The sequence below is a fragment of the bacterium genome (assembly GCA_023150945.1).
In the GTDB taxonomy this organism is placed as follows: Bacteria; Zhuqueibacterota; Zhuqueibacteria; order Zhuqueibacterales; family Zhuqueibacteraceae; genus Coneutiohabitans.
The window spans coordinates 201,622-222,572 of the sequence record JAKLJX010000011.1 but is presented as its reverse complement, the minus strand read 5'-3'; the positions used below and the strand labels follow the sequence as shown (position 1 = coordinate 222,572).

The window sequence follows — 20,951 nt, the reverse complement described above, 5'->3', positions numbered from 1 at the left end:
GTGCGAGGCGTGTGGTGATTTGGTCGATTGAGAATTCGCGGTGTCGGTATCGCAAGGCTTGTGCCGGGCTGCCTGCAGAGGTTGCGCTGCAGGGAGAGGGCGTGGAATCGCAGTCGCCAAGTTGCTGGCAAAAGCGCGGCAGACTCCGCGACGCAAGTAAAATGATTCTCTGCGATTAGCCTGCGAAAATGAAAAAAGATATCTGGCTTCAGAAACTGAAGGACGTGGCGGTGGGAATGAGAGGTTTGATGCCCGGGCTGGACTGAAGTCAGCCCGCCGTTCAGGTGCATAATTGACTCAAAATTGGCCACGCGGGGTGCAACTTGCCGCGTCTGAGACGAACCAAGAATTTGTTCGCGCCAAAATGGAATTGTGCAGTACGCATCACTCTACCTACCCGAAGAAGGTTTTGCCTCTGTAATTGACCCGAAAGACGGCCTGCAGATCACAGGCCGCGAAGTCGGCCGCGCCCAAGCCAGACACCGGCAGCGCGGCAAAGCATAACAAACTTTTGCTTCAATAACAAATCCTTTTTCCCGCACACCCAGCCGCGCTCAGCTTCTGCCGCCTCAGTTCTTGCCGTAGGTGCGCGTGAGGTAGAACACGAGCTGCTCGAATTCCTCGTCGGTGACGTCCAGGCCGTTGTCGATCATACGGTCGAGCAGCGCGGTGGCGTCAGCGGCGCTGGCGGGCGGGCTTTTTTCGATATTGCCCAGGCTGTGGCATTGCGAGCAAGTTTGCTCGAACAGGGTTCGAGCCGCCGAGAGATCGGCCTCCGCCGCAGCTTGCGCGGCGGGAAGCTCCTGGGGCAGCGTTGCTGAAACCGCGGCGATCGCCGCCCGCGCTTCCTCGCGCTTGATTTCCTGCTGGCGAATGGTCATGGCGGATTTCTGCAGCTCCGGCGTAATGGCGATGAGATAGGCCGTAGCAAAGCGCTGCTCGAATTCGTTGAGCGGCTCGGCCAGCACCGCGCGTTCGGCCATGCGCGCGACCGTCTCGCGCCACTGGCCGGGCGTCTTCGGCCGCAGCAGCACGGTGCGGAGATCATGACACTGCACGCATTTCTTCAAAAGAACCGCGCGGCCCTGGCGCAGCGCCGCTGGGGTGGCCAGCGCGGCAACGGGAACCTCGGCAGGGAAACCGGCCTGCGGCAACAGCGCGGCAACGCGCGCGAGATTTTCCCGTTCGAAGGCCGGACCGCCGGCAGCGCGCTGGCTCAAGTAGTGCTCGCGCCAAGCGAAGGGCACCGAAAGTCCGATGAGCAGCGCGGTGCACACCAACAAACCGGTGCCGAGCAGCGGCGCCATTTGCGCTTCGAGGTATTTGAAGAAGCGCACGATCATGACCTTGGCGAGCAGAAGCACGCCGATGGCCATGCCCAGCATCAAATGGGCAACGGTGCGCGCCGGCAGTTCAACTTGATACTGCCAGAGGCGCGGCACCATCTGCGACATCAGATAGAGATAGATCGCGAGATAGAGATAGCCGATGGCGCGGTGCAGCAGCACCAGCGGCCGCGGCGCCGTGCTCTTCTGCTGCTGTTCATCGAAGGGATAGCCCCACAGTTTGTACATCAAGAACGTGCCGGCGAGCGAGAGCGCCAGAAAGACCATCCCGAGAATCGCGTTGCCAAGAGTGTCCATCATCGTTCTCCGTTGCTTGCTGTTGCGTGAGCACCGCGAAAGTCCTCCATCGCCGCGCCGGAGTCCTCCCCGCCGCGCGCAGGTCGGCGCGCAAGATACCCAACCGCTCCGGGAAAGTCAAGGCCGGCCATGCCAGGAGAAGCGAACACTTCCATTCATCACCATTTAATGATGTCCTCATTCTCCCGTAAATTCTTCCCGCTATATTGGCGCCACAAACAACAACCTCGCACTCGCAACTAGGAGAAGAAAAGGCTATGGCATTATTCCATCTGCGGCCGGTAAACCGGCTCAAAGAAGAGGGCAAGAGCTTTCTGCTCAAGCACGCCGGCCTCCGGCGCATTCACATCGTCGGCTGTGCGCGCTCCGGCACGACCATGTTGCATTATGCCATGATCGCCTTCAGCAATACCATTCTCTTCGACAAGGAAACAGCGCCGTGGAGCGCGCCGGGGCTCGGCCTCTGCTATACGCTGTGGCGGCAGGCGAGCGGCCGGTACGACCTCGGTTTCTTCATCACCAAGCGCCACGCCAACTGGTGGCGGCCGGCACAAATCAGCCGGCTGGCGGACTATGCGCGGCGCTATGACGTCTTCCTCATCAATCTCATTCGCGATCCGCGTGATGTGCTCACCAGCCGCCATCCGCTCGATCGCAAGCAATACTACGTCGCACCCGGATTGTGGCGGAGCAGTGTGGCCGCGGCCCGCCGCCTGGAGCAGGAGATGGCGGGATCGCCCAACTTCCTCACCGTCAAATATGAAGACGTGATCCGGCAGTCGCATCGCCTGGAGTTGCTGCTGCAGCACAGGCTGGGGCTGTGCCTGCGCCCGCATTTGCGTTCATGGCGGCGGCTCAAAGAAAACCTGCAAGCGAGCAACGTCTCCGCGCGCATGTTGCCCTATATGCACCGGCTGCGCGATTTTGACGAAAGCGCGATTGGGAGGTGGCAGCGGGATCCTGCCAAAGCCGCCTACCTCGAGCATCTCCTGCAGGCAACGCCGCACGGCGCGAGCCTGCGCGCCTATCTCGCCGAACACGGTTACGCGGATGACCGCGCCCAAGCGCCGGCCGCCCGGCCCCGGCCCCTGCTCGAGTCCGCCTGAGGTGCGCTGTTTCCTACTGATGCTCCCGCGGCGGCCGTTCGAACAGCGCAAGAGCGGCCGCCAGCCGTCTGATCCCCGGCATCATTCTGCCGTCAAATCAAGCTGTCACCAGACTTGCCGAATGTGACTCCAGGTTTGAAAGGCCAATCGCCTCAAGACCCGGCCGGCGGCAACCAGGCGGCCATCCGTCATTTTGCGCTATCCGTTTCCGGCCTTGCATTCTTGCCGGGGGCTTGTTAGATTTGTGCCGCTCTCACCGTCCGGCAGCATGATCGCCGGGCGAATCGAGTTGGCCCCATCAGCGCGCGGGCTTGGCCTGCTGCCGCTCTTTCTCCACCGGAATTCACGCGCACAAAATTTCGCGCCGCACACATTTCGCCGAGAAAGCAAGCCTCTGACCCCCTATGGTTGCAAGGATTGGCTCATGTCTGAATCCACTCGTGAAGAATTGACCCGCGTCGAGCGCGTGGCCCTGACCGCATCGCCCTTTCAGGCGCTCTATCCTCCCACCGAGAAGATCAAAACCATCGTCGTCGCCAACTTCCCCGCGCTCGGCAAGCTGGCGGCGATGCGCTTCCTCGAATGGGTGCAGCACAACCCCGGCGGCGTGATATCCCTGCCCACCGGCAAAACGCCGGAACACTTCATCAAGTGGGTCACACACCTGCTGGGGCATTGGGACAACCGCGATACCCAGGCGGAGTTGGAACGAAACGGTATTGATCCCGCCATGATGCCGGATATGCCAAGCCTGCACTTCGTGCAAATCGACGAGTTCTACCCCATCAATCCCCACCAGCACAACAGCTTCTACCATTACGTGCGCGAATTCTATATAGAAGGCTTCGGGCTTGATCCCAAAAAAGCAATGCTGATCGATTGCTCCAGGATCGGCCTGGAGAAAAACGAGACGCTGGCGAGCGTGTGGCCGGACAACGAGGTCAACCTCGAGCTGCGCTATAAGCAGGGCAAGAGCGCGCGTGAGCGCCAGCAGAAGCGCGTGCTGGAGCGCATTGATCAGTGGTGTCAGGAGTATGAAGCCCGCCTCCGCAGCCTGGGCGGCATCGGCTTTTTCCTCGGTGGCATCGGGCCGGACGGCCACATCGGCTTCAACGTGCGCGGCTCTGATCATTACAGCACCACCCGCCTGACGCCGACCAATTACGAAACCCAGGCCGCGGCGGCCTCGGATTTGGGCGGCATCGAAGTGTCGCGCAAGCGCCTGGTGATTACCATCGGCCTGGGCACGATCACGCACAATCCCGACTGCTCCGCCATCATCATTGCCGCGGGCGAGGCCAAGGCGGAGATCGTTGCCAGCGCGGTGCAGAGCGAAAAGAACATCCTCCATCCCGCCAGCGCGTTGCAGGCGCTGCCGAATGCCCGATTCTATTTGACCATGGGCGCGGCCAAGCTGCTGCAGGAGCGCCAGCACGCCCTGCTCTTGAGCGCGGCCAGCGTCGAGGACGCCGAAGTCGAACACGTAGTGGTCGATCTCGCGGTCAAGCTGCGCAAGCGCGTGATCGATTTGACCGAGAACGATTTCCTCGGTGACCGCACCGCGCACGCCATTCTCGCCAAACGCCAGCAGGAGCATCACGAGCTGACCGCACTGGTGCAACGCAGCCTGATCAGCAAGCTGGAAAAGGGCGCCAAGGCGCTCAGCCACACCCGCTTTCTCCACACTGAGCCGCACCACGATGATTTGATGCTGGGCTATCTGCCCGCCATCGTGCGCCACATGCGCGATGCCAGCAACACCCACTACTTCGTCTGCCTGACCAGCGGCTTTACCGCGGTGACCAATCAATACATGCGGCAACAGCTCGACCGGCTGGGCGAGTTCATCGACATGCCCGAGTTTGCCGCACTGTTGCGCGAAGGCTATTTTGCGCCCGACAATGATGAGGGCCGCAATCGCGATGTCTGGCAATACCTCGACGGCGTGGCCGCCAACCGCAACCGCGTGAAGGATGAAGGCACCGCGCGCCGCCTGTTGCGCAATCTCATCGAGCTGTTCGACGAGCATGATCTCAACAACATCAAAGATCGCATCGCCGAGCTGGCGCACTACTTCGACAAGCAGTATCCCGGCAAGAAGGATCCCGACTACATTCAGCGCCTGAAGGGCATGTGCCGGGAGTGGGAAGCGGAATGCCTGTGGGGTTACTTCGGCTGGGATTGCGCCAACGTCCGGCATTTGCGGCTGGGATTCTACACCGGCGACATCTTCACCGAGGAACCCACGGTCGAGCGCGACGTCGTGCCGGTGCTCCGCACGGTGGAAGACGTGAAGCCTGACGTGGTGAGCGTGGCACTCGACCCCGAAGCCAGCGGCCCGGACACCCATTACAAAGTGTTGCAAGCGATCACCGAAGCGCTCAAGCGCTACGAGAAACACAGCGGCCGCTCCGACCTGCGGGTGTGGGGCTACCGCAACGTCTGGTTCCGTTTTCATCCCAGCGAGGCCAACATCTATGTGCCGGTGTCGCTCAACATGTTCTCGGTGATGCAAAGCGCGTTCATGAACACCTTCATTTCGCAGAAGGATGCTTCGTTCCCGAGCTACGAACACGACGGCCCGTTTTCCGAATTGGCGCAGAAGATTCAAACCGAACAATATCAGCGCATCAAGATTTGCCTGGGCCGGGAGTGGTTTCACGAGCATGAGAGCGCGATGATCCGCGCCACCCGCGGCCTGGTGTTCTTGAAGGAGATGAATTTGCAGGAATTCTATCAGCGCAGCCGCGAGCTCAAGCAGGCCGCCGAGAACCGCTGAGGCGCAACCCTCACAGAAAAGGAATAAGCATGAAATTGAAAAAGATTCTCGTGTGCACCGACTTCTCCGCCAGCGCGCGGCAGGCCGTCAACTATGCGGTGAAGCTGGCTGAAACCAACGCGGCCAAACTGGTGGTGCTCACGGTATTGCCCGACTTGCTGCTTTCGGATGAAGAATTGATCATGGCGCGGGTGAGTGTGGAGAAGGTGAAGCAGGAGAGCCAGGAAAAGATCGCCGAAGCGCATGCTCAATTGGTGAAACAAATCCGCCCCGCCGCGCTGAAGAAACTGCGGCCGCAATTCATCGTGCGCGACGGCAAGCCCTTCGTCGAAATCGTCCGCACCGCAAGAGAACTGAAAGTTGATTTGATCGTTCTGGCGAGCCACGGCCAGAGCCGGATCGCGGAAATGCTGCTGGGCAGCACCACCGAGCGCGTCGTGCAAAAGGCGCCGTGCTCGGTGCTGGTGGTGCGCGCAGAACAGCATGAATTCAAGATGCCGTGAGCGCAACCGGCAGAGCGGTGCGGCGGCGGGGCGCCGCAGCCCGGCCGTGCCCCGGTTCGACCGAAAGCCCCGGGCGCGGCTGATCTTCGAAAATGAAAATACGTGAGCAGTCCGGCGCTTCTTCCGCGGCAGTGAAGATTGTTCAATTCTCCCAAATCACCCCGAGGCTCACCCGCCGGCCGACGTCATACGCCGTCGGATCACCCAGCAAGCCGCCGATCCGTCCCTGTTGATCGCGCCACAGCAAGTTGCGGCTGTCGAGCAGATTGCGCGCTTCGAGCTGCACACCGAGCCGGCCCGGGCCGAATTTGAAATGTCGGCGCAGCTTGAGATCGAGATAGTTCGTCCAGTCCAGCCGGCGATTGTTGGGGGTAATCAACTTGCCGGCGGCATTCACTTGGCCTTCATCCAACGTGTAGGGTTTGGGACTGTTGATGCGCCACACCAAATTGGCCAGCCAGCGGCGAGGCGCGCGGTATTCGAGATTGCAGATGATCGTGTGGCGCTGATCCCAGCTCAAATAGTGTTCTCCCTCCTCCACGATGCCGCCGAATTGCAGCACGTTGGCCCTGTCGCCCACCGCATAGCTCGAGCCTTTGGCTTGCATGAGGGTATAGCTCACCTGCCCGCTCCAGCGCTCGCCCTGCTGCTTTTTGAATAGAAACTCCAGTCCGTTGGCCGTGCCGTACGCCAGGTTCACGAAGCGCGTGTAGACACCGCTGGAATAGATGCCGGTGTCTTCGATCGGAATCTGGAAGAATTGCGCGTCGATGAGGTTGGTGATGTCCTTGTTGAAGCCGGTGACGCTGAACAGCATGTCCGGGCCGATCTTCTTTTCATAGCCCACTTCCAGCGCCACGGTCTTTTCGGGTTTGAGATCGGGATTGCCCACCAGCGGATTGTAGCCGGAGAAATCATATTCGAGATTGGTGTAGAGGTATTCGAACAGCGGCGCCTGGAAGAAATGGCCGTAATTGATATGGAGCTTGTCATTGACGCCCAGCGGAAACGCGATGCCGAAGCGCGGGCTGATCTGTGCTTTGCTCGCCACCGGCACTTTCTTGGTGAAGACTTGGATCTCATTGCTGTTGAGCTTGAGAATGTCTTCGATCACGGGGCGTTCGCCGGCGGGATCGAGATAATCGTAGCGCAGCCCCAGGTTCATCGCAAAGCGCTGCAGGTCGAATTTGTCCTGCAGGTAGAGCGCGGCCATCTTGGGGAAATAGCGGTAGCGCGTGTTGTAAACGTTGAAACGGAACTCCGGCGGCAACTCGGGGTGGAAGTTGGGCGGGAACGGTTCGATCTCGACGTTGTTCATGGCGAGATCGTAGTAGGTCAAATCAATGCCCGCTTTCACCTGATGGCTGTGATGCACCTGGCTGACGAAATCCAGCTTGAGGTTGCTGGTCACCTCCTGCGCGTCCTGCCACCAGGCCTTGTCCCCGCTGAGAATGAACAAGCCCTCTTCATCGAACACGAGATTGAGATTGTACTTCGCTTGCGGCCGGCCGAGGACGGATTTGAGAATGTTGTAGTAGCTCAGTTTGGCGGTGTAGAAGGTTTTGTCGCTCAGCATGTGCGTCCACGTGCCGTTGAGGCGGAAACTATCTTTGGCGCGCGGCGGCAGTCCCTGCAGGTGATGCACCCAGCGATGCTCGTAGGCCCGCCAGTCCGACAGCGACAGCAAGCCCTGCACCACCAGCTTCTGAGTGGGATTGAATGGGATGCTGAGCTTGGCATTCGCGTGCAGATTTTCTTCGATGGGGCCGGACAAAGCCGCCCGAAACGCCCGGCGCCAGCGCGTGTCGCTGGCGTTGTATTGCGCGGAGACATAATACCGCAGCCCCCAAAACAGCGGGCCGCCCAGTGACGTCTCGGCATTGTGCAGGCGGTTGAAGCCGGTCTGGTCCCACGAGCCTGGCACCTCGCCGGCCAAGTCGGTGGTGCCTTCCAGGTAATATTTCTGCTGCGCCGTGCCTTCGCGGGTGATGATGTTGACCACGCCGGACATGGCATTGCCGTATTCGGCATGAAACCCGCCGGTTTGAATCGTCATGTCCTCGATCGAAACGTTCGGCACGGTGATGCCGCGGCCGCCGGCGATGGCCTCCTGCACCGGAATGCCGTCGACGAGATAGAGCACTTCAGTCACGCGGCCGCCGCGGATGTGGCCCTCCACCACGCCCGGTTGCAGATTCACCACTTCCTCGGGCGTGGCGATCGGCAGCGCTTTAATGGCCTCGCCCTGCACAGCGTGCTGCGTGCCGGTCACATCCATCTGAATCAGCTCGCGCTCGGCGGTGACGATCACCTCTTCGCTGAAGCTGAGCGTCGTGGGCGCGAGCTTGAAATCGAGATTGGTGCGCACATCGGCGCGGATGATGACATTGGTCTTGGTGAGTTTGCGGTAGCCCATCATCTGCGCGGTGACGGTGTAAACGCCCGGCCGCAAATTGGTGATGACGTACTGGCCTTTCACGTCGGCGGCCGCGCCGAGCGGCGTGCCTTGCATGAGAATGCTCGCCCCGGGCAGCCGCTCGCCGGTTTCTTGATCAGTCACCGTGCCGGCCAAAGTGCCGGTCACGCCGGCCGTGGCCGGCCGGGCGGTGAGCAGCGCGAGACTCCAAACGAGGATCAGCGTGGCGGCTGAGCGAGAGTTGGCGCGCAGCATCATAAGTGATCCTTCAATGGAATGGTCAATTTAAGGATCTGCTTGAAACTGGTGTTGATCGCCCACATGTTCGTGCCGTCCCAGGCGATTTGATCGAGCGCTTCGCCGGGCAAAATGTAGCGATTGCGGATGCGGGCATCGTGATGCAATTGCAGGAGGCGATTGGCCGCGGAAATCCACAAGTATTTGCCGTCCCATGCCGCGCCCACGGGTTTTGACGCCGGGCTGGGATAAACGGCCAGGGCGGTGAGCGAATCGAATCGGAATTTGGGCAGTGAGTTTTTGAACATGTTCGTCAGCCACAGTACCTGCCCATCCCACGCCAGATCGGTGATCAGGCTGAGGACTTCGATGTCGAGGGTATCGCGCACTGCGCGCACGTCGAGCACTTCCAGGGATTGAGGATCGAGGCGGAAAAACCGCGGCGCGCGCACCGATTTAAAGGGATCGGGCGGGGGGAACTCCAGTGTCCAGAAGGCGCCAATGCCATCTGAGGTATAGATATGGTCCCCAATGCGCACCACCCCATAAAGGCGCTGACTGCAATCGACGAAGACGGAATCGAGCGTTATCGAATCCGGCCGAAACGGGTCAATGGGATCGATACGCTCGTAACATATGCTATCTTTCCAAAAACAAGTGCGGATGCGATAAAAGCAGGTGTCGTGGAACAGCGTGCCGAGGTGGGGCGAAACCTGCAGCACGCGCAGGTTTTCGTCCAGGCGATACATAAAGCCGCCCTTGGTATCGTAGTTGGTCATGAAGAGCTGATTGTTTTCCCACCAAATGCCGGAGGGGTTCGCAAACGGCACGTCGCCGCGCCAGGCGATCCCCAGCGCTTTGGTCAGGGCGACGTCCTGCACCACGTCACGATCCTCATACTGAAATGTGACTGCGATTTGTGCGGTGGCGTAGTTGGCTGCCGAAACCTGCAACGTGCGCGTGCCGACTTTCAATCCGGAAAAAGAATAGACGCCGTTACTGTCCACCTGGGACTTGAGATTCAGGGCTTTGATCTCGACCAGGGCGTCGCGCAAGGGCCGGTTGCTATCGATGTCACTGACGCGCCCGGTGAGGGTGAAGAGCGGATCGCCCGCGCCGGTGATCTCCGTGTCCTGGGTTTTGAAGCAGCCGGCAGCGTTGAGCAGGAGGAGCGGCCAAAGCGCAAGCCGGAGCGCGCGGCGGCGTGGGAAGGTCAGGGAAGCCATATGCTCTTTCCTGTTGCGGTTTGAACCCAAAGGCAGACATAGCAGGAGAGATTTACAGCCGGCGAAAAATCTGAAGAATCACCGAAAAACGCAATCACAATTTCAACCCCGGCGCGCCCCCACCGGCTGCAACCTCATTTCCCCGTCTTCGTAAAGAACGGCGTCCCTTTGGCGAGGAGGCTGTCATGTTTGATCTGGTCGCCCTCTGTGTTCTGATTCTGATCGCCGCCTTGGTTTTGAAAGGCCTGCTCTGGGTCGTCAAAATCGGCTTTTGGACGCTGACTCTGCCGCTGCAAATCATCGGCGGCCTGCTGGCAGTGGTGTTGCTCGCAGTGATTGCCATTCCTTTAGGGCTGCTCGCCGGCATTCTCGGTTTGATCATGATTCCCTTTGCGCTGTTGTCCGTGGGCCTGCCCCTGCTGCTCATCGTTGCCGGCCTCTACCTGCTGCTGCGGCAGTAAAGCGCGCGGCGGGATTGCGCCACCCCGGCCGCAACCCTGCCACTCATTTCTTCTCCTCCTCTGGTCTACCCTCCGGCCGGCCGGCCAGGCCGCAATAACCCAATGTCAGTGTCTCCTGCTCCTTGGGAATGGTGACCGCGCGCCACATCATGCAGTCGCTCGCCAGGCACAGGCAATCAGGATCGGGTTTGCCGCTGCCGATCTTGCGATTGATGGTCAGTGAAGTCGCTTCGTGCCGGCGAAAGCCAGCCCGCGCCATCGGGCACCATTTGTTCCTGGCATCCTTGTCGGCCAGCCACATCGCTCTTTCTCCGCTTGTTGGTGAATACCTTGAATCCTGCCAAAAATTTCCAGAAAACCGCTTGACTCGCACGGTAAACTTCTTCACATTGCCCGGACATTTTGCAAAAGTCTCATCATTTTTTCAAGGAAGTGCCCCATGACCTTTAGCCTCGAGGCAGTAAAATCCAACTGGAACGAAGTCGTAGCAAAATACCAGAAACCCGATTTGAAGAAAAGTATTTGGCAACTGCTCAACACCACCGTGCCGTTTTTCGTGGTGTGGTACCTCATGTATTTGAGCCTGGACTTTTCCTACTGGCTGACGCTGGCGCTGTCACCGATTGCCGCCGGCCTGTTGATTCGCATTTTCATTTTCCAACATGATTGCGGCCACGGCGCATTTTTCAAATCGCAAAAGGCCAATAACGTCGTCGGCTTCCTCTGCGGCGTGCTGACCATGGTGCCGTACCAATACTGGCGCAAGTCCCACGCCATGCACCATGCCGGCGCCAGCAACCTCGACCGCCGCGGCTTTGGCGACGTGACCACGCTGACCGTGCGCGAGTACCTGAAGCTCTCGAAATGGGGCCGGCTGAAATATCGCCTCTATCGCAATCCCCTCATTCTGTTCGTGGTCGGCCCGACGTTCTACTTTCTGGTGTTGAACCGCTTTCCCTCCGCGGCTTCCAAGCAGTGGATTCGCGAGCGCCGCAGTGTCTACTGGACCAACCTCGCCCTGCTCGCCCTGGTTTTGCTGCTCGGCTTCACCATCGGCTTTCGCGAGCTGGTGATGATTCACCTGCCCATCGAAGTCTTTGCCGCCACGGCCGGCACCTGGCTGTTCTACATTCAACACCAATTCGAGGACACGTATTGGGAGCACAATGACGAATGGGAATATGTCATGGCCGCGTTGCAGGGCAGCTCATTTTATCGCCTGCCCAAAGTCCTGCAGTGGTTCACCGGCAACATCGGCTATCATCACATTCATCATCTGAGCAGCCGCATTCCGAACTACAACCTGCAGAAATGCTACGAGGAGAATCCGGTTTTCCATCAAAGCGAAACCTTAACCTTCTGGCAAAGCTTGAAATGCATTCCGCTGAAATTGTGGGATGAGGAACAGCGCAAGTTGGTGGGATACCGGCATCTCAAAACTCTGCGGCAGCCGGTGGCTCGCCGTTTGAATGCCTGAGGCCGCCGGCGCAATAGCGCGCCGCGTTCCAGCCATTGCGGTGCGCGGCCAGCTCAGACGCGCGCGCCAGGGTTGAACCTGCCCTCCGGCTGTGCCGATTGCTTCAGCTCGCCCGGCCCGCGGGCGAGTTCTTGTATGCGATACTCCTTCGCCTGCAATTCCATGAGCAGCGCATGGCCGGCCGCATGCGCATCCCCGCGGCCACAGAAAAAAACATCCGCGGCAAAATAACCCCATTCCGGCCAGGTGTGAATCGTCATATGCGATTCTGCCAGCGTCGCGGTGGCCGTGAGTCCCTGCGGCTGAAACTGATGCACGGTCAGCTCGAGTAAAGTCGCGCCACCTGCTGCCACGGCCCGCTGCAATGCCTGGCGAACATGGGCGGTATCATTGAGCAAATGCGGCGGCACCTGCCAACCGTCGATGATGAGATGAATGCCCACGGGACTCATGCTTCTGCCGCCTGCCGGCATGCGCTGCCGGCGCTGAAATTCGAAACTCCAACCACGCCTGCCTGCTCCCGCGCGCGCGAATGCCGGTGATCCGGGTGAATCAAACAGAACTGCGGAACCAGTTCACCGGCAATGCCGGCGCAGCAAATCAAAAAAGCCGGGGAAGGAAATATCCGCACACTCGGCTTGCCGAATGGTGACCGGTGAAGCCGCGATCAATCCGGCAATCGCAAAGGCCATGGCAATGCGGTGATCGCCATGAGAATCGATTACCGCGCCGCGCAACCGCACCGGCCCGGTGATGATCAAACCATCCGGCAATTCCTCGACCATTGCTCCCATCGCCCGTAAGTTGACCGCCAGCGCCGCGAGGCGATCGCTCTCCTTCACGCGCAATTCCTGCGCGCCGGTGATGATCGTTTGCCCTTCCGCCTGCGTTGCCAGCACGGCCAAAATCGGAATCTCATCGATCAACTGCGGAATCTGCTGCGGCGTCACGTTTGCCGCCTGCAGCGTGCCGTGGCGGGCGCGCACATGCGCCACCGGCTCGCCACCGCTGCCGGGCAGTTCTTCGAGGTCGAGGGCCGCGCCCATCTCCTGCAGCACATGCAGCAAACCAATGCGCGTCGGATTGACGTTGACATTGGCCAGCAGCAAATCGCTGGCGGGCAGCAGCACCGCTGCTGCGATCAAAAACGCCGCCGAGGAAAAATCGCCGGGCACCGTGATCATGGCAGGCCGCAAACGGCCGGGACGGATCGTCACGGCATTGGCGGTAACGCGCAACTCCGCGCCCATGGCGGCCAGCATGCGCTCGCTGTGATCGCGCGTCGGCAGCGGTTCGATTACTGTGGTCTCGCCTTCCGCCTGCAAACCCGCGAACAAAATGCAGCTCTTCACCTGTGCCGAGGCCATCGGCATTTCATAACGAATGCCTTTCAGATTTCCGCCATGAATGGTGAGCGGCGCGGTGCCCTCCGGCAAGGATTCGAGGCGGGCGCCCATGCGCTGCAATGGCGCAATGATTCTCTGCATCGGCCGGCGGTTGAGCGAGGCGTCGCCGTGCATCATGGTGGTGAAGGGACATCCTGCCACAATACCGCTGAGCAAGCGCATCGTGGTGCCGGAGTTTCCCGCGTCGAGCGCTTGCGGCGCCGGTCGCAAACCCAAGAATCCCTTGCCATGAACGAGAATGTTGTTGCCTTCAGCTTGAATTGCAACGCCGAGTTGCCGCAAGCATTGCCGTGTGCTTTGCACATCTGCGCCGGCCGCGAGACCGGTAATGCGGCTTTCGCCCTCCGCCACCGCAGCCAGCATCAATGCGCGATGCGAAATGGATTTGTCGCCGGGAACACTCAGCCGGCCCCAAATGGCGCTGACGGGATTGATGGTCAGATTCATGAGAATGCAAAACTCGCGCGCTTGCGAGTTCCGTCGGTTGCGGTGCGGCTGCGACTCCAGGCGCGCACCGGAGTGCAGCGAATTGTGAATCGATCATTGGGCAACGCGCGCAACATACACAACCCGCCGGTTGCGCGCAAACGCTATTTCAGTTCTCCGTCTGCGGCGCAGCCTGACGGCAATGCCGCGGTTGCGCAGTGCAGATTCCCGGCTGCTAGCGCAGGCGAATGAGCTTGCATTGCCTGATTGAACGTTCGCACTGCAGCCGGCAAATATAGACCCCACTGGCAACCGGCCGGCCCTGTTCATCACAACCGTCCCAGACCTCGCGAAACTGCCCGGCGGGCCGCCGCGCTTTTACCAAAGTGCGCACCGCACGGCCGAGCGGATCGATGATGGTCATTGCAACATTGGCCGGTCGCGACAGGGAATACTCGATGGTTGTGGCGGGATTGAAGGGATTGGGAAAGTTTTGCGACAATGCCATGAGCAGCGCAGGCGTGGTGACCGCGGGAGTCGTCACGCCGGCACGCACCGCGCTGGAATCGGGCCGGTAGGACGGCAGCTCGACGACATAGGTATCCACCGAGCTCCCGCCTTCCCAGTCGCTGCCAAACAGAATGCGAGTTCCGCTCGGACTGGGCACGGCATGCGGCTCAGCCCAATAGCCCATCGGACCCAGCCGGCCGCGCGAGCGATGATGCGCGACGCGACAGACTTTGCCGCCCGGCGCGGTATTGATCAACAGAATTTCATTGTCCAACACCTCGCTACCATCGGCAGCGAATCCGACGATGGACACCACCACCCAGCCGGGGTGCCGAAAAATCAGTGCGGAAATGTACGTGCCGGAGGGCGGATAGGGATAACCGGTTGCGGGACCAACGATGACGCGGTGGCTGCCGTCGGTGAGATCATGTGCAACCAGCGAGCCGACGCCGCTGTGCTTGCCCGCAGTGTAGGCAACGGTGAAATAGGCATCATGCCCATTTGCCAACCGGCCGAGGGCGGCATGCTCGGTGGGATCAAACAGATCGAGCGTGCGTACGGTTTGCATCTCGAAATCGACGACCTCGCCTTCGAAATAGAACAGCTTTCCGCTCGGCGCAGGCGCCGCGGCTCTGCTGCAATTGCCGTGGCGAATGGCGCCCACGCGATTGCGTTGCAGATCATAGGCGAAGGTCAAACGATTTTCCGTATCGGCGAATCCAAAAATCTTGGAATCCCAGCAGGAATAGCCCGGGTCTGAGCCAAAGCTGAAACCATAGCCGGTTTTGACAATGTCAGTGAAGCTGCGCAGCGTGTCGCGCTGTCCGGAAACGACATTGTAGCGGATGAAATCGCGATAGAACGGCCCCAACTTGAAGGCTTGCGGGTAGAACAGCAAATGCGGATCGCTCGCGTGCCAGGCGACGTGTTCGAGATCGCGCGGCCGGATATCGAGCGTGCGCAAAAATCGGTAGGTGCGGCCGTCATGCAGATTGTGCCCCACGCCGCGTTGCCAAAGAATCAACAGGGATTCGTCGGCATTCCAGGCCGGCATGGTGAAATACATGGGCATGATGATGGCATTGTCGCCGGAAGTCGTGGCCTCCACGTCTGAAATGCGCCGCAGCACGGTGTGAAACTGTGGATCCACAACGGCCTGCAGATGGCCGGGCTTGGCCAGTGCCGTCATGGCGTGGGGGGCGCGGTCAAATACCAGGCCCTGCGCCAAATCATCCGCCGTGCCCGAGTCGGGCAAACAGCGGCCACCAACGCTGGCAACCGTCAGCATGCAGACGGCACAGACAGTGAGAACTGCAAATGGCGGCCGATCAAACATGTTCACCTACCTTCGCGCATGAGAAAAAAGCCGGGCTGAAGAACGGTCGTGCAGGATATGAGTGGGCATCTTCTTCAGCAGCAATTGGCAACAGCAGAACGGACGGAATCCGCCGGCGCAGGGAAATACGTCACCATGTCGCATGCTTCCTGTCAAGGAACGAAAACAGCGCGGCGTGCGGCGGCGAGAAACTCAGAATGGGAAAATGGGCGGGGCTTCGATGCTGGCTCGAGGATGGAGGAGCGAAGAAGAGTGAGTCGAGTTGATTCGCGCGACCCCGATGCGCCAATATAATCCTTGCCGGCAGCGGAACAAGAGAATTCTGTCAGCCGGCGGACGGCATCCCCCTTGCAATTGGCGGGGCGAATGGCCATTTTTGTCCGGTTTGGCCTGCTGCCGGTTGCAAGCCGTCAACGCTGCGTTTCCTTTTGGCAACTGAACCACGGTGAAACCATGAACCACTCGGCCGTGATCCTGATCGTCGATGACGATCCCCACCTGCGCGAGAGCGTGCGGGAGATTCTGGAATACCACAAATACGCCTGCCGCGAGGCGCGCGACGGCAAGGAGGCGCTGGATATTTTATCTCACGAAAAGGTGGACGCCGTGCTGCTTGATTTGCAGATGCCGCGCCTGAACGGGCTGGAGGTGCTCAGGCAGAGCATGAGCCTGAAACCGGACCTGCCGGTGATCATGATCAGCCTGCATGGCACGATTGGCAGCGCGGTGGAGGCGACCAAGCTGGGGGCCTATGATTTCATCGAAAAGCCGCTGGAAGCGGAACGCATGCTGTTGACCCTCCGCAACGCGCTACACACCAGCCGGCTGCGCGAGCAGCGCGATCACCTGCTCGCCGAAGTCAAGCAGCGTTACCGCATGATTGGCCGCGACGAAAAAATGCAAAATGTGTTTGCGCTGATCGAGCGCGCCGCGAAAGTCGACAGCAAAGTGCTGATCACCGGTGAGAGCGGCGCCGGCAAGGATTTGGTTGCGCGTGCGATTCACTACAACAGCCGCCGCGCCGAGTTTCCCTTCGCTGCCATGAACTGCTCCGCAATTCCGGAAACGTTGATTGAAAGCGAGTTGTTCGGCTATAAAAAGGGCGCTTTCAGCGGCGCGGATCACGATCATCCCGGCAGGTTGCAGCAGGCGCATCGCGGCACGCTGTTTTTAGACGAGATTGCCGACATGAGTCTGATGATGCAGGCCAAAGTGCTGCGCGTGCTCGAAGACGGCGCCGTCAGCATGCTGGGCAGTGCGGAGACGCGCCAGGTGGATGTCCGTCTCGTTGCCGCGACCAACAAAGATTTGCAGCAGGAAATCGAAAACGGCAATTTCCGCAGTGATTTGTACTATCGCTTGAACGTCATACCCATTCACGTGCCCCCGCTGCGCGAACGCAAGGAGGATATTCAACCGCTGGCGGAGTTCTTTTTGGAGGAGATTTGCCGCGGGCAGGGCCTTTCACAAAAGCGCTTTGCCGGCAATGTTTGGCCGCTGCTGCAAAATCATGATTGGCCGGGAAATGTGCGTGAGCTGAATAACGTGATCGAGCGCGCCGCCGTGCTTTCGTTCGAGCGGACGATCGATGCCACCCTGCTGCGTGAAGCATTAAAAACGCCAATGCCGCAACCGCCCGCAGCAAAATCAACCCCGCGCGAACAAACGTTGGAAGAAGCCCGCGCCGCGTTCGAGCGCGCATTCATCCTGAAGAAGCTGAATGAACATGACTGGGAAATCATGGTAACCGCCGAAGCGCTCGGCATTAACCGGACGTCGCTGTGGAAGAAGATGCAGGTGTTGGGGATAAAAAAGTGAGAATGCAAGCCAGCGTCGTCAGTATCGAAAAAATAGAGGACCCGATGAAGCAGAACAAGAAAGCGCCCCGCATACTTGTGCATTCTCTGGACCAAATTCCAAAATTCGCGTCGGAAGACGAGGAGCGCGAATGGTGGGCGACGCACGACCTGGCCCCCGAATTGGGTGAAGACGTAACGGCGCAGGAGCATGAGTTGATTCAGCGACTCAAAGCAAAATATGGATATGCGTCGCCGCGAGAGGAACACGAAAAAACCGTGTAGAAAGCGCTCTTTCACGCCTCAAACTTGCGAATGCTTTTGCTGCACCAGCATCAAGCTGTCGCGCTGGCTTGCTCCGAGACCGTGAGGCTGATGTGATATCCCAGCCGTGACAAGAAATCCTCGCAATCCCTCCAACTCAGTCCAAACGCCTTGACATCCGCCACTCCCAGACGGCTAACGATATCCCGCAGCGTATTGAAATCGCGCTCATCGAAATCCGCTTCCATGGTCGCCCACTCCGCCCAAGTTACCAAATCAGCCAGGGTCAAGCGATGCTGGAGAAAGGCGATGAGTTTTTCAGCCACTTCGCGGCGTGTGATTATCATGTTCAAGCTCCAGAGGTTCTAATGTGTCCCTTGTCAATCGGATACTTTTCGTGAATTTCGATCAGCCGGCCGAGATGATCATAAATCTCTTGATAGAACTTCATCGTCTCCTCGAAAGCATCCACCTCCTTGACATAGCGCGCGCTCCAACCGTGATGGCCTGCGACTACGAAGAAATAGCGGCGGCCGCCGTCGGGCAACTCATCCCATGCCGTAAATTTGCGCTCATTTTCGGCGCGCTTGCGTTCATCTCGCATGAAGCATCCCACTATTCTCCATGCTTCTGATTTGAACCACCTTCAACCAGATTACTCGCTTATTTTAGTGAATTGCTCACTCTATGTCAACCACTCATTTTGCCGCCACCGCCTTCAGTCACAGCCAATAAAACCGCTTGACTTCCTGCCCAATTGTCCTACTTTGCTCTCCAGTTCAGCCTCCTTGCTGACACCCAGGACTTGCGATCCCACTCGAATTCAATACTACAATCTAGGGCACATCCAAACGGGGTCATCATGGCATGCCGGCGCGCGCGAAGTCTGCTTTTGGCTTTGTGGATCAGCGGTTGCTCGCAAGTTCTTCAGCATTCAGTGGATTCGAACGACTTTCCTTTCAAGCTGGAGAGCGTCGCCGCATATGATCCCTCCGTTATTCTGGAAGATTTGAACGGGGACGGCCACTATGAGATCCTGAAAATCCATAATGCCACAGACGCCGTCACCGGCACACGCTCGAGTTTTCTGCAAATCCGGACCCACGCCGATCTCATCGTTGAACAAGTCAACTTTCCGGCGTTGATTTGGGACGTCAGATGCCTGGATTGGAATCGCGACAACAAGCAAGAATTGGTTGTGACGCTTCTGCGCAATGATTCTCTATTTGTGAGTTTTATTGCCACCGATGGCCGCAAGCTGTTTTCCTTTTTTCTTGTCAACGGCTATCCCCGGCACGAACCGGAGGGTGAACTGGAATGGGATCCTGCGATTACAGATTACCATCTTGCCGATGTCAATCAAGATGGCCGGAATGATCTGGTGACTGTAATCCGTACCGGCTTGGCTCGTGCACCGCGAGGAATACTCGTTCATTCGTTGCCGGAGGGCCAATTGCTGGCACAAAAACTGGTTGGCGCCATGATAATGGACAGTTACTGCGATGATTTCAATAACGATGGCGTCAGCGAGGTTCTGGTGCGAAGCTTTTCGCCCAATAATGGGGCACAAGCTGGAGGATTTGATGATCAACACTCCTACCTGATCGCTTTCAAGCTTGCCATCCCAATTGAGATCGTGTGGTCAAAACAATATGGCAAAACCTGGAGCCTGGTCAGTTTGAATTCTGCTGATTTTGATGGCGATAGCCGGCGTGAATTCATTGTCCGCAGCAGCACGCTTGCCGCCCAAGATCCGCTGAAGTCGAGTTTTGAAATCATTGAAGCCGGAACCTGGCGCAGCCTTCAAAAAATTGAATTCCCCGATCAGTTTCGTGGCCATGTGATCGCAGATTTCGACCGCGATGGCAAGTTCGAGATCGTAGCGCTCCGCCACCCCGACGAAATTTGGGTAATGGATCGCACCTTCCGATTGCTCAAACGCCATCAGCTTGCTTTCGGGGAATTTTCACTGGCCCTCTTGTCCGATTCTGATGGCGACGGGCTGAATGAGATTGTCGCGCATAATGACAAGACGCTCTACGTGCTGGGGCCCGATCTCGAAATCCGCGCGTTCATGAGTGGCGCAAAGTATTTGGGCGGAATGCGAAAGGAAGTCGGGGAACCGTCGTGCCTCCTCGTTGCTTTTGATGACAAGATCACCTTGCTGCGCATGACCAAGAACGAATTTCACCTGTGGTACCGCTATGGCAGGCCTGCTCTGGCAATTACCGCGCTCGTTCTTGCCGTGATGATGACCGGCGCTGTCATCCGAATGCGGGGGCGTTCACGCTTAACGGGGGCTTTACAGGATTTCGTCTTTGCAAACGACTCCCGCGGCTTGCTGTTTCTCCGGCCCGATGGCCGCATCTTGCGGTGCAATCATCGGCTCTTTTCCTGCATGCAGCAGGCTGAACCGAAATCCTTGCAGGATCGCCATTTCACCGAAGTTTTGAATCATGACGAATTGCTGGCCTTTTTGCGGGCCGCGCTGCAAGCACCTTATCATCGCCACGAAACCAAAATCACGTGTCCTCCGGAACAAAGCGAGCGCGTGGTTCATGTGATCGCGGATCCGCTGCCAATCAAAGGCCGTTCCCGGCCGCATTGGCTGGTGCAAGTGCTCGATAAATCCGTTGACTTGGAAATTCACCAGGCCAAAACCTGGGGCAAAATGGCGCAGCGTATCGCGCATGACATCAAGAACCCGCTCACCAGCATTCTGCTCACGCAGCAGCGCCTGCAAATGGAATATCGCGCGCGCTCACCGGAAGCGGCCGCGGTTTACGACGGCTACTCCGCCAGGATCATCGAACGCATCGAAGCGCTGCGGCTGATGACGCGCAATTTCATGAAGCTGGTCAATCTCGAAAAGCTGCACCTGACCGAAACGGAGCTGCATCCCTTCCTGCGCGACACCGTGCAACACCTTTCCAAGAACCTCCCGCCCGACGTTGAACTCGAGCTCAAGCTCAACGGCCAGGATGAGACGGGCAGCATGGATCCGGATCAAATCAAAGTGCTGCTCGAAAATCTCATCTCGAACGCCGTCAATGCCATGCCCCGCGGCGGCAGGATCACGATCAGCGCCAATACCACCAAAGACTTGCACCTCGTCGCCGTGGCGCCTGGGCCGCGCGATTACGCCGTCATCGAGATCAGCGATACCGGCAAAGGCATGCCGCCGGACATGCTCACCAAGATCTTCGCGCCGGAATTCACCGCCACCGAAAACGGCACCGGCCTGGGTCTCGCAATGGTCAAAAAAATCGTCGACGGCCACCACGGGCATATCGAAGTCGAAAGCACGCCTGGGCTGGGGACGGTGTTTAGTGTGTATTTGCCGGTGCGATAAAATGCCGGCGATG

General features: G+C 58.9%; 17 protein-coding genes. 8 read left to right on the top strand and 9 right to left on the bottom strand.

The genetic code is table 11. The annotated features are described in order from the left end of the window. Positions 1-569 precede the first annotated feature (569 nt). Complete coding sequence (locus L6R21_15845; GenBank protein ID MCK6560666.1) at positions 570-1,646, bottom strand: cytochrome c; 1,077 nt, start codon at positions 1,644-1,646, stop codon at positions 570-572. A gap of 254 nt (positions 1,647-1,900) precedes the next feature. Between L6R21_15845 and L6R21_15840 the strand changes: the two genes are divergently transcribed. The 3 genes from L6R21_15840 (at position 1,901) to L6R21_15830 (ending at position 6,031) form a co-directional block, all read left to right on the top strand. After that, positions 1,901-2,749, top strand: a complete 849-nt coding sequence (locus L6R21_15840; protein ID MCK6560665.1) for a hypothetical protein — start codon at positions 1,901-1,903, stop codon at positions 2,747-2,749. 424 nt (positions 2,750-3,173) lie between these two features. Further along, positions 3,174-5,528, top strand: a complete 2,355-nt coding sequence (locus tag L6R21_15835) for a glucosamine-6-phosphate deaminase (GenBank protein MCK6560664.1) — start codon at positions 3,174-3,176, stop codon at positions 5,526-5,528. A 29-nt stretch (positions 5,529-5,557) separates the two neighbouring features. Further along, positions 5,558-6,031, top strand: a complete 474-nt coding sequence (locus L6R21_15830; protein MCK6560663.1) for a universal stress protein — start codon at positions 5,558-5,560, stop codon at positions 6,029-6,031. 142 nt (positions 6,032-6,173) lie between these two features. Here L6R21_15830 and L6R21_15825 read toward each other — a convergent pair whose 3' ends face one another. Both L6R21_15825 and L6R21_15820 read right to left on the bottom strand, forming a co-directional pair. Next, positions 6,174-8,705, bottom strand: coding sequence for a TonB-dependent receptor (locus tag L6R21_15825; GenBank protein ID MCK6560662.1), 2,532 nt, complete (start codon positions 8,703-8,705; stop codon positions 6,174-6,176). Further along, positions 8,702-9,910 (bottom strand): carboxypeptidase-like regulatory domain-containing protein, encoded by a 1,209-nt coding sequence (locus L6R21_15820; protein ID MCK6560661.1) that lies wholly within the window; start codon positions 9,908-9,910, stop codon positions 8,702-8,704. The genes L6R21_15825 and L6R21_15820 overlap by 4 nt, the downstream gene beginning before the upstream one ends. Positions 9,911-10,095: 185 nt before the next feature. Between L6R21_15820 and L6R21_15815 the strand changes: the two genes are divergently transcribed. Further along, complete coding sequence (locus L6R21_15815) at positions 10,096-10,371, top strand: hypothetical protein (GenBank protein MCK6560660.1); 276 nt, start codon at positions 10,096-10,098, stop codon at positions 10,369-10,371. A gap of 43 nt (positions 10,372-10,414) precedes the next feature. Here L6R21_15815 and L6R21_15810 read toward each other — a convergent pair whose 3' ends face one another. After that, positions 10,415-10,672: a hypothetical protein gene (locus tag L6R21_15810; protein MCK6560659.1), complete on the bottom strand. Its 258-nt coding sequence runs from the start codon at positions 10,670-10,672 to the stop codon at positions 10,415-10,417. A gap of 138 nt (positions 10,673-10,810) precedes the next feature. Here L6R21_15810 and L6R21_15805 point away from each other — a divergent pair, with 138 nt between their 5' ends. Further along, a complete protein-coding gene (locus tag L6R21_15805) occupies positions 10,811-11,848 on the top strand; it encodes a fatty acid desaturase (GenBank protein MCK6560658.1) in 1,038 nt (345 codons plus the stop codon). 53 nt (positions 11,849-11,901) lie between these two features. Here L6R21_15805 and speD read toward each other — a convergent pair whose 3' ends face one another. The 3 genes from speD to L6R21_15790 all read right to left on the bottom strand — a co-directional run bounded on the left by speD (position 11,902) and on the right by L6R21_15790 (position 15,478). After that, complete coding sequence (gene speD, locus L6R21_15800) at positions 11,902-12,300, bottom strand: adenosylmethionine decarboxylase (protein ID MCK6560657.1); 399 nt, start codon at positions 12,298-12,300, stop codon at positions 11,902-11,904. 123 nt (positions 12,301-12,423) lie between these two features. Next, a complete protein-coding gene (gene aroA, locus L6R21_15795) occupies positions 12,424-13,701 on the bottom strand; it encodes a 3-phosphoshikimate 1-carboxyvinyltransferase (protein MCK6560656.1) in 1,278 nt (425 codons plus the stop codon). Between the two features lie 214 nt (positions 13,702-13,915). After that, positions 13,916-15,478 (bottom strand): hypothetical protein, encoded by a 1,563-nt coding sequence (locus L6R21_15790; protein ID MCK6560655.1) that lies wholly within the window; start codon positions 15,476-15,478, stop codon positions 13,916-13,918. Positions 15,479-15,979: 501 nt separating this feature from the next. On the opposite strand from L6R21_15790, the gene L6R21_15785 reads away from it, so the two are divergent. Both L6R21_15785 and L6R21_15780 read left to right on the top strand, forming a co-directional pair. After that, entirely contained in the window at positions 15,980-17,344 is a 1,365-nt protein-coding gene (locus L6R21_15785) for a sigma-54 dependent transcriptional regulator (GenBank protein ID MCK6560654.1), read from the top strand. Further along, on the top strand, positions 17,308-17,607 hold the full coding sequence (locus L6R21_15780) for a BrnA antitoxin family protein (protein MCK6560653.1): 300 nt from the start codon (positions 17,308-17,310) through the stop codon (positions 17,605-17,607). The genes L6R21_15785 and L6R21_15780 overlap by 37 nt, the downstream gene beginning before the upstream one ends. Positions 17,608-17,657: 50 nt before the next feature. Here L6R21_15780 and L6R21_15775 read toward each other — a convergent pair whose 3' ends face one another. Together L6R21_15775 and L6R21_15770 are read right to left on the bottom strand one after the other, a co-directional pair. Then, positions 17,658-17,933 carry a hypothetical protein gene (locus tag L6R21_15775; protein ID MCK6560652.1) on the bottom strand — a complete coding sequence of 92 codons (276 nt, stop codon included), beginning with the start codon at positions 17,931-17,933 and terminating at the stop codon, positions 17,658-17,660. 2 nt (positions 17,934-17,935) lie between these two features. After that, positions 17,936-18,190 carry a hypothetical protein gene (locus L6R21_15770; GenBank protein MCK6560651.1) on the bottom strand — a complete coding sequence of 85 codons (255 nt, stop codon included), beginning with the start codon at positions 18,188-18,190 and terminating at the stop codon, positions 17,936-17,938. A gap of 333 nt (positions 18,191-18,523) precedes the next feature. Between L6R21_15770 and L6R21_15765 the strand changes: the two genes are divergently transcribed. Continuing rightward, complete coding sequence (locus L6R21_15765; protein ID MCK6560650.1) at positions 18,524-20,938, top strand: ATP-binding protein; 2,415 nt, start codon at positions 18,524-18,526, stop codon at positions 20,936-20,938. Positions 20,939-20,951 lie beyond the last annotated feature (13 nt).

What these genes read in the sequence shown, in the direction of transcription:
- L6R21_15845 (MCK6560666.1), bottom strand. Translation starts at nt 1,646, where the DNA reads ATGATGGACACTCTTGGCAACGCGATTCTCGGGATGGTCTTTCTGGCG.
- L6R21_15840 (MCK6560665.1), top strand. Translation starts at nt 1,901, where the DNA reads ATGGCATTATTCCATCTGCGGCCGGTAAACCGGCTCAAAGAAGAGGGC.
- L6R21_15835 (MCK6560664.1), top strand. Translation starts at nt 3,174, where the DNA reads ATGTCTGAATCCACTCGTGAAGAATTGACCCGCGTCGAGCGCGTGGCC.
- L6R21_15830 (MCK6560663.1), top strand. Translation starts at nt 5,558, where the DNA reads ATGAAATTGAAAAAGATTCTCGTGTGCACCGACTTCTCCGCCAGCGCG.
- L6R21_15825 (MCK6560662.1), bottom strand. Translation starts at nt 8,705, where the DNA reads ATGATGCTGCGCGCCAACTCTCGCTCAGCCGCCACGCTGATCCTCGTT.
- L6R21_15820 (MCK6560661.1), bottom strand. Translation starts at nt 9,910, where the DNA reads ATGGCTTCCCTGACCTTCCCACGCCGCCGCGCGCTCCGGCTTGCGCTT.
- L6R21_15815 (MCK6560660.1), top strand. Translation starts at nt 10,096, where the DNA reads ATGTTTGATCTGGTCGCCCTCTGTGTTCTGATTCTGATCGCCGCCTTG.
- L6R21_15810 (MCK6560659.1), bottom strand. Translation starts at nt 10,672, where the DNA reads ATGTGGCTGGCCGACAAGGATGCCAGGAACAAATGGTGCCCGATGGCG.
- L6R21_15805 (MCK6560658.1), top strand. Translation starts at nt 10,811, where the DNA reads ATGACCTTTAGCCTCGAGGCAGTAAAATCCAACTGGAACGAAGTCGTA.
- speD (MCK6560657.1), bottom strand. Translation starts at nt 12,300, where the DNA reads ATGAGTCCCGTGGGCATTCATCTCATCATCGACGGTTGGCAGGTGCCG.
- aroA (MCK6560656.1), bottom strand. Translation starts at nt 13,701, where the DNA reads ATGAATCTGACCATCAATCCCGTCAGCGCCATTTGGGGCCGGCTGAGT.
- L6R21_15790 (MCK6560655.1), bottom strand. Translation starts at nt 15,478, where the DNA reads ATGCTGACGGTTGCCAGCGTTGGTGGCCGCTGTTTGCCCGACTCGGGC.
- L6R21_15785 (MCK6560654.1), top strand. Translation starts at nt 15,980, where the DNA reads ATGAACCACTCGGCCGTGATCCTGATCGTCGATGACGATCCCCACCTG.
- L6R21_15775 (MCK6560652.1), bottom strand. Translation starts at nt 17,933, where the DNA reads ATGATAATCACACGCCGCGAAGTGGCTGAAAAACTCATCGCCTTTCTC.
- L6R21_15770 (MCK6560651.1), bottom strand. Translation starts at nt 18,190, where the DNA reads ATGCGAGATGAACGCAAGCGCGCCGAAAATGAGCGCAAATTTACGGCA.